We start from the raw sequence: 8158 nt of genomic DNA, 5'->3' as shown, positions 1-8158 counted from the left end.
CCGCAATGCCAGCCGGTGCTGCTGGAGCCGATCCATGTGGTGGAGATCGTCTGCCCCACCGACGCCACCGCGAAGATCAACGCCATCCTGTCCGGCCGGCGCGGCCAGATTCTCGGCTTCGACACCCGCGAGGGCTGGCCGGGCTGGGATCGCGTCCGCGCGATGATGCCGGAAGCGGAGATCGGCGAATTGATCGTCGAACTGCGCTCCGCCACCGCCGGCGCCGGCAGTTTTACCCGGCAGTTCGACCGCATGGCCGAGGTCACCGGCCGCGCCGCCGAGCAGATCATCGCCGCGCACCGGGATGCGGCGTAGTCGTTTTCAAACGTGGGGTGGGCAAAGCGTAGCGTGCCCACCAACCCGGTAAGGCACCGCACGCCTCCATGGTGGGCGCGGCGCAAGGAGCGCCTTTGCCCACCCTACGGAATTGCGCTCACCATTATCGTGATATCTTCTCTCGACTCAGGGGTTCGGGAGCATGGCGATCACGACGCGGCGCGCGCTAAACGGCCATCAGCCGACCTTTGCCGAACTGTTCACGCCAAAACTCGTCACGGTGCTGCGCGAGGGCTACCGGCTGGCGGGCTTTCGCGCCGATGCAATCGCCGGGTTGACGGTGGCGATCGTGGCGCTGCCGCTGTCGATGGCGATTGCCATCGCATCGGGCGTGACGCCGGATCGCGGGCTCACCACCGCCGTGATCGGCGGCTTCATCGTCTCGTTGCTGGGCGGCAGCCGGTTTCAGATCGGCGGACCCGCCGGGGCGTTTATCGTGCTGGTGGCGCTGACCGCCGAGCGCCACGGCATCGACGGCGTGATCCTCGCCACCTTGATGGCCGGCGTGATTCTGATCGCCATAGGATTTCTTCGGCTCGGCACCTATATCAAATTCATCCCCTATCCGGTGACGGTCGGATTCACCGCCGGCATCGCCGTCATCATCTTCGCCAGCCAGATCAAGGATCTGCTCGGCGTTACGCTGCCGAAAGAGCCGGGCGAACTGGTTCCGAAACTGCACGCGCTCGCGGGCGCGCTGCACACCGCCAGTTTTTCCGCGGTCGCGGTGGCTGCGATTAGCATCGCCATCATCGTTGGCTTAAGAAAACTGCGGCCGGCCTGGCCCGGCATTCTCATCGCGGTTGCCGTCGCAGCAATCGCAGCGTGGGCGCTGACGTTGCCGGTGGAAACCATCGGCACGCGGTTCGGCGGCATTCCGCACGCGTTGCCTTGGCCGGCCTGGCCCGCGTTCTCGCTCGACAAAGCGCGGGCCGTGCTGCCCGACGCGATCGCCTTCGCACTGCTCGGCGCCATCGAGTCGCTGCTGTCGGCCGTGGTGGCCGACGGCATGACCGGGCGCCGGCACCGCTCGAATTGTGAGCTGGTGGCGCAGGGTTTCGCCAATATCGGCTCGGCGCTGTTCGGCGGCATCTGCGTCACCGGCACCATCGCGCGCACCGCGACCAATGTCCGCGCCGGCGCGCGCAGCCCGGTTTCCGGGATGTTGCACTCCGCATTTCTTTTGCTGTTCATGCTGATCGCGGCCCCCTTGGCGAGCTACATCCCGCTCGCAGCACTTGCTGCAGTGCTGGTAGTCGTCGCCTGGAACATGGCGGAGAAGCACGAGTTCTGGACGCTGATCCGTTCGTCATGGGGGGACGCGACTGTACTGCTCGCCACCTTCCTGCTGACGATCTTCCGCGATCTCACCGAAGGGATCCTGGTCGGCTTTGCGCTCGGCGCGGTGCTGTTCATCAACCGCATGGCCGAGATGACCGGCATCGAGGCCGATGCGCCGCTTGCGACAGCCGACAAGGCCGATGACGGAAATGGCGAGCGCAAGCCATACGATGCCGGCCTCGCCTCCGATCCCGACGTGGTGGTGTACCGCATATCCGGCGCGTTCTTCTTCGGCGCGGCCTCGACCGTGGGCACGGTGCTGGACTCCATCGCCGATACCCACAAGGCGTTCGTGGTGGATTTCGCCGCGGTGCCGTTTCTGGATTCCACCGCCGCCAATGCGATGAGCCGGGTGGCGGCCAAGGCGCAGCGCCAGGGCATCCGGCTGTTCATCACCGGCGCCTCTTCGCCGGTGCGGCGCGCGCTGCTGACCCATGGCGTCCGGCCGCCGCGCGCAAAATTCCGCGAAACCATTGCGCGCGCGATTGCCGACATCAAGGGCAAGCGAGACGAGGCGGCTATTGCCTCGCTGCAAGGTAACGCAATGCCGAATTCGCATTCGCGTTGAGCGCGATCTTGACACGGTCGGCCAGAACATAATTGATCGTCATGGCCGGGCTCGTCCCGGCCATCCACGTCTTCTGGCAATCGGGAGGAAAGACGTGGATGCCCGCGACAAGCGCGGGCATGATGAGGGAAAGGCCGCCATGACAAAACCCCGCGCCGCGTGCCTGATCGGATGGCCGGCGGCGCATTCGCGTTCGCCGCTGATCCATCACACCTGGCTGCGCAGACTCGGCATCGAGGGCGGCTACACCATCGAGTCGGTGCCGCCGGAAGATGTCGCCGAGTTCATCACGCATCTGTCGCGCCATGGCTTCGTCGGCGCCAATGTCACCATCCCGCACAAGGAGCGCGCGCTGCTGCTGTCGGTGCCGGACGAGCGCGCCAAGGCGGTCGGCGCCGCCAACACGCTGTGGTACGAAGGCGATACGCTGTACTCGACCAACACCGACGTCGAAGGTTTTATCAACAACCTCGACGCGTCAGCGCCGGGATGGGACGCCGCCACCGACGCGCTGGTGCTCGGCGCCGGCGGGTCGTCGCGCGCGGTACTCTTCGGGCTGATCGAGCGCGGCATCGCGCGCGTGCATCTTGCCAACCGCACCATGGAGCGCGCGCAGGCGCTGGCGGATCAGTTCGGGCCGCAAATCATTCCCGTCCCGTGGGAGGCGATCGGCGACCTGCTGCCCGGCGCGGGACTATTGGTGAACACCACCTCGCTCGGCATGAAGGCACAGCCGCCGCTTGGGATCGAAGTCGGCCTGCTGCCGCCGCAGGCCGTGGTAGCCGATCTGGTCTATCTGCCGCTGCAGACGCCGCTGCTGGCAGCGGCGCAAGCGCTGGGACTGAAAACCGCTGATGGCCTCGGCATGCTGCTGCATCAGGCGGTGCGGGGTTTTGAGCTGTGGTTCGGCCAGCGCCCCGAGGTGACGCCGGAATTGCGTGAACTGATCGAAGCCGATCTCACAAAAGGTTGAGTCCGGAAATATCGGGGGTTGTCCGGTGTCTTTCGTTTTAGTCAACCTGTCATCGGAGATCAGCCCATGCCGCTTCGCTCCACCTTGCGCCCGCTTATCGCCCTGGCGATGGTCGCGGCCTCGTCGATAGCAGCACTTGCGCAGCAGACCTCGCCGTCGCGGGTTCGCGGCACCATCGAGAGCGTCGATGGCCAGACGCTGATGGTAAAATCGCGCAGCGGCGAGGAGGTCAAGCTGACGATGGCCGGCGACATCCGGGTGGTGGGGATCGTCAAGATCGCATTGGCGGACATCAAGGTCGGCTCCTTCATCGGCACCACCACCGTGCCGGGGCCGGACGGCGGCAATAACGCGGTCGAGGTGCATGTGTTTCCGGAAGACATGCGCGGCACCGGCGAAGGCTCGCGGCCCTACGATCTCAGGCCGAACAGCAGCATGACCAATGCCACCGTCGCCGAATCCGTGGTCGGCAATGATGGCCATACCTTGCTGATCAAATACAAGGACGGCGAGAAGAAGGTCGTGGTCGGTCCCGACACGCCGGTGGTGACCTACGTCCCCGCAGGCAAGCCCGACCTCAAGCCCGGCGCCAAGGTGATCGCCTTCATGAAGAAGCTGCCCGACGGCTCGTTCGAAACCAACCGCATCAGCGTCGGCCGCGACGGCCTGACGCCGCCGATGTGAGTGCTCCGGTGTCCCGGACGCGGTGCGGCATTCTTCATGCCGCTCCGCAGAGCCGGGACCGCCACAAACACCGCCGCTTTGTACGGTCCCGGCTCTGCAGCGCACCGCTTCGCAAGGGCTACGCGCTGCGCTGCGTCCGGGACACGAATCCGGAATAGCCGCGCATATCCGGTGTTCCCCCTTGATTAGTCCGACAGCCTCGGGAGGATTTCGCCATGCCACACATCGCTTCGCTGATGCCGCGCGTGCTGCTCGCAACGTCGCTGGCCCTCGTATCCTTCGCCTCGGTCGCATCGGCGCAGCAGCCTCCTACGGTCCGCATCCGCGGCACCATCGAGGCGGTCGACGGTCCGGTGCTGGCGATCAAGTCGCGCGAGGGCACCGACATGAAGGTGCGCATGACCGACAACGTCGCGGTGTTCGGCGTCGCCAAGACCGAACTGTCCGAGATCAAGGCGGGGTCCTACATCGGCGTGTCGGCAATGCCCGAGCCCGACGGCACCCAGAAGGCGCTCGCGGTCCATATCTTCCCGGAAGCCCAGCGCGGCGCTGCCGAAGGTTTCAGGCCCTGGGACCTCAGGCCCAACAGCACCATGACCAACGCCACCGTCGCCGAGACGGTCAAGGGCACCGACGGCCAGAACATCCTGGTGAAATACAAGGACGGCGAAAAGAAAGTCGTGGTGCCGCCGGATACGCCGATCGTCACCTTCGTCGCCGGCGACAAGTCGGAGCTGAAACCGGGCGCCAAGATCATCATCTTCGGCGCGGTGAAGAAGGACGACGGCATGCTGGAAGCAGCCCGCGTCAATGTCGGCCGGGACGGCATCACGCCGCCGATGTGAGGGCATTCCCCACGCATCCACCGTCATCCTGAGGAGCCGCGCACCTTTGCGCGGCGTCTCGAAGGATTTGGCCCAGGCAACCGCGGCCATCCTTCGAGACGCGCGCAAGAGCGCGCTGCTCAGGATGACGGCTGGGTGTGAGGCGCGCCCTAATCGGCCAGCACGCGCTCGTCGATCTCCGCGATGGTATTGACGCCGCACAGCCCCATGGTGACGTTGAGTTCGTTGCTGATGATGTCGATCGCCTTGGCGACGCCAGTCTCGCCGCCGGCGCCGAGGCCGTGAACGTAGGCGCGGCCGATCATGCAGGATTTGGCGCCGAGCGCCAGCGCGCGCATCACGTCCTGACCCGAGCGCACGCCGCCGTCGAACATGATTTCCATTTGCGATCCGACGGCATCGACGATCTGCGGCAGCACCTCGATCGACGATGGCGCGCCGTCGAGCTGACGGCCGCCATGGTTGGAAACCACCAAGGCCTGCGCGCCGCTCTTGGCCGCTTCCTCGGCGTCCTCGACGTCAAGGATGCCCTTGAGGATCAGCTTGCCGGGCCAAATGCTGCGGATCCACTCGACATCCTTCCAGTTCAGCGAGGTGTCGAACTGCGACGCCGTCCATTGCGAAAGCGCGGTGATATCGTCGCCGACTTTCAGGTGGCCGACCAGATTGCCGAAGGTACGGCGCTTGCCGCGCAGCACGCCGGACACCCAGGCCGGCTTGGTGGCGAAATCGAAAAATTTCGCCAGCGTCCATTCCGGCGGCACCGTCATGCCGTTCTTGATATCCTGATGGCGCTGCCCGATCACCTGCAGATCGACGGTCAGCACCAGCGCGCTGCACTTGGCGGCGATGGCGCGCTCGATCAGCGCCTTGATGAAGCCGCGGTCCTTCATGACGTAGAGCTGAAACCAGAACGGCCTGTCGACACTTGATGCTACGTCCTCGATCGAACAGATCGACATCGTACTCAGCGTGAACGGAATCCCGGCGGCCTGCGCGGCGCGGCAGGCGAGAATTTCGCCGTCGCCATGCTGCATGCCGCACAGCCCGATCGGCGCCAGGATCAGCGGCAGCGCTGCGGGCTCGCCGAGGATGGTGGTCGAGAGGTCGCGCTTCGACACATCGACCAGGATGCGCTGCCGGAACTTGATCTGCTCGAGATCGGCGCGATTGGCGCGCAGCGTTTCCTCGGCATAGGAGCCGCGGTCGGCGTAGTCGAAGAATGCTTTTGGTACGCGGCGCTTGTGCAGCTGTCGCAGATCCTCGATGCAGGTGATGTGCTTCATGCGCGTTTCCGGCCCTTCTTGTAATTGTTCGCTTTCAGTTTCATCTAGCATGGTTGAGCCGTCCGCCAAATCGCCATGCGTGACCGGCAAGACCGGAGGACGCGATGACCGCAGCGAAAGACAAGGGCGCCGAAAAGCGCAAGCTCGACGAGGCGCTGGAGGAGGGCCTTCAAGAGACCTTTCCAGCCTCGGACCCGGTGAGCGTAACCCAGCCACCGCCGTCAAAGGAGGACCACCACATTGAGCCTAAGGGCTAGAGCCGCTGCCCCCTTCGGCGGCGAATTCGGGTTTTACGAACATTGCTACCCGGCTCTCGCAAGGTCCGGTTGCGGACGAATCCATCGATTTAATCGTTATTCTTCAATAACTTAAGCGCTACCTTGCGCTCCATCTGCCGGTAATGATTCATCATATTTTTTGAAGCCATTTTAGGGCCGGAGGCTTTATAAGCGCGTCACGGTATAATAATGCGCAGGCGTTCGGAGTTCTCAGCGGGGCGGGTTGGAGAACTGGAACGATTTGGGGGAGGGGCAATGAGCCGCAAATATTTCGGGACGGATGGGATTCGGGGCCGCGCCAACGGCCTGATCACCCCGGAGCTTGCAATGAAGGTCGGCCAGGCCGCTGGCCTCGTGTTTCAGCGCGGCGAGCATCGTCATCGCGTGGTGATCGGCAAGGACACGCGGCTGTCGGGCTACATGATCGAATACGCCATGGTCGCCGGCTTCACCTCGGTCGGCATGGATGTGCTGCTGCTCGGCCCGATGCCGACGCCGGCGGTGGCGATGCTCACAAAATCGATGCGCGCCGATCTCGGGGTGATGATTTCCGCCTCGCATAACCTGTTCGAGGACAACGGCATCAAACTGTTCGGGCCGCTTGGCTTCAAATTGTCCGACGACGTCGAAAAGCAGATCGAACAGCTGCTGGACGAAAACCTCGACAAGAAGCTGGCGCAGAGCGCCAGCCTCGGGCGCGCCCGCCGCATCGACGGCGTGCATGACCGCTACATCGAATTCGCCAAGCGCACGCTGCCGCGCGACCTCAGCCTCGACGGCCTGCGCGTGGTGGTCGATTGCGCCCATGGCGCCGCCTACAAGGTGGTGCCGGAAGCGCTCTGGGAACTCGGCGCCGACGTCATCGCCATCGGCGTCGAGCCCGATGGTTTCAACATCAACAAGGACTGCGGCTCGACCGCGCCGGAAGCGCTCAGCCGCAAGGTGCGCGAAATGCGCGCCGACATCGGCATCGCGCTCGATGGCGACGCCGACCGCGTCATCATTGTCGACGAGCGCGGTCATGTGGTCGATGGCGACCAGTTGCTGGCTGTGATCGCGCAGAGCTGGCAGGAAGACGGCCGGCTCGCCAAACCGGGGATCGTCGCCACCGTGATGTCGAATCTAGGCCTGGAGCGTTTCCTCGAGGGCTTGGGGATCGAACTGGTCCGCACGCCGGTCGGCGACCGCTATGTGCTGGAGCAGATGCTGAGCCGCGGCTACAATCTCGGCGGCGAACCGTCCGGCCATATCATCCTGTCGGACTACGCCACCACCGGCGACGGTTTTGTGTCTGCGCTGCAGGTGCTCGCGGTGGTGCAAAAGCTGCGCCGCCCGGTGTCGGAAGTCTGCCGCCGCTTCGATCCGCTGCCGCAGATCCTGAAGAACGTGCGCTATCGCAGCGGCAAGCCGCTCGACGACGCGGACGTCAAGTCAGCCATCAGCGACGGCGAAAAGCGGCTCAACGGTCATGGCCGGCTGCTGGTCCGCTCCTCCGGCACCGAACCGGTGATTCGCGTGATGGGCGAGGGCGACGACCGTATCCTGGTCGAGGAAGTGGTCGACCACATCGTGTCCGCACTGGGCGATGCCGCGGCGGCGTAATGCGCGTCACGTCTGCCAGCAGTCTTGCTGATGGCCAACCAGTACTGACCTCATCCTGAGGAGCGGCCTCTTGGCCGCGTCTCGAAGGATGCGCCACAAGCGCCTGCGGCCATCCTTCGAGACGCCGCGCAAGCGCGCGGCTCCTCAGAGTTTGTGAATCTATTCGAATTTCGACGTTTCTGCGGGTCCTAAGTCTTTGATTTGACTCATGTCGGAAAACGCAAAAATCAATAGATTCACAAGCT

Annotated in this window: 7 protein-coding genes and 1 pseudogene; 7 read left to right on the top strand and 1 reads right to left on the bottom strand. The window is 64.5% G+C overall.

Annotated elements, in window-relative coordinates; genetic code table 11:
• The 5 genes and pseudogenes from VGP39_RS21625 to VGP39_RS21605 form a co-directional block, all read left to right on the top strand.
• Positions 1-315: pseudogene (locus tag VGP39_RS21625) on the top strand (elongation factor G); the annotation flags it as partial.
• Positions 316-478: 163 nt separating this feature from the next.
• Positions 479-2245, top strand: a complete 1767-nt coding sequence (locus VGP39_RS21620; RefSeq protein WP_327570133.1) for a SulP family inorganic anion transporter — start codon at positions 479-481, stop codon at positions 2243-2245.
• 139 nt (positions 2246-2384) lie between these two features.
• The gene (locus VGP39_RS21615) at positions 2385-3218 is read left to right on the top strand and encodes a shikimate dehydrogenase (protein WP_327570132.1); all 834 of its coding nucleotides are present in this window, start codon (positions 2385-2387) and stop codon (positions 3216-3218) included.
• Positions 3219-3284: 66 nt separating this feature from the next.
• A complete protein-coding gene (locus VGP39_RS21610; RefSeq protein ID WP_327570131.1) occupies positions 3285-3902 on the top strand; it encodes a hypothetical protein in 618 nt (205 codons plus the stop codon).
• 236 nt (positions 3903-4138) lie between these two features.
• A complete protein-coding gene (locus VGP39_RS21605) occupies positions 4139-4747 on the top strand; it encodes a hypothetical protein (RefSeq protein WP_327570134.1) in 609 nt (202 codons plus the stop codon).
• 149 nt (positions 4748-4896) lie between these two features.
• On the opposite strand, the gene VGP39_RS21600 is transcribed toward VGP39_RS21605, so the two are convergent.
• Complete coding sequence (locus tag VGP39_RS21600; RefSeq protein WP_327570130.1) at positions 4897-6033, bottom strand: alpha-hydroxy acid oxidase; 1137 nt, start codon at positions 6031-6033, stop codon at positions 4897-4899.
• Between the two features lie 104 nt (positions 6034-6137).
• Here VGP39_RS21600 and VGP39_RS21595 point away from each other — a divergent pair, with 104 nt between their 5' ends.
• Both VGP39_RS21595 and glmM read left to right on the top strand, forming a co-directional pair.
• Positions 6138-6290, top strand: a complete 153-nt coding sequence (locus VGP39_RS21595) for a hypothetical protein (protein WP_327570129.1) — start codon at positions 6138-6140, stop codon at positions 6288-6290.
• Between the two features lie 276 nt (positions 6291-6566).
• On the top strand, positions 6567-7913 hold the full coding sequence (glmM, locus tag VGP39_RS21590) for a phosphoglucosamine mutase (RefSeq protein ID WP_327570128.1): 1347 nt from the start codon (positions 6567-6569) through the stop codon (positions 7911-7913).
• Positions 7914-8158: the final 245 nt, after the last annotated feature.

The organism is Bradyrhizobium sp., from assembly GCF_036009065.1.
GTDB lineage: Bacteria > Pseudomonadota > Alphaproteobacteria > Rhizobiales > Xanthobacteraceae > Bradyrhizobium.
The sequence above is the reverse complement of the archived record's forward strand: the minus strand, read 5'-3'. Positions and strand labels throughout refer to the sequence as shown.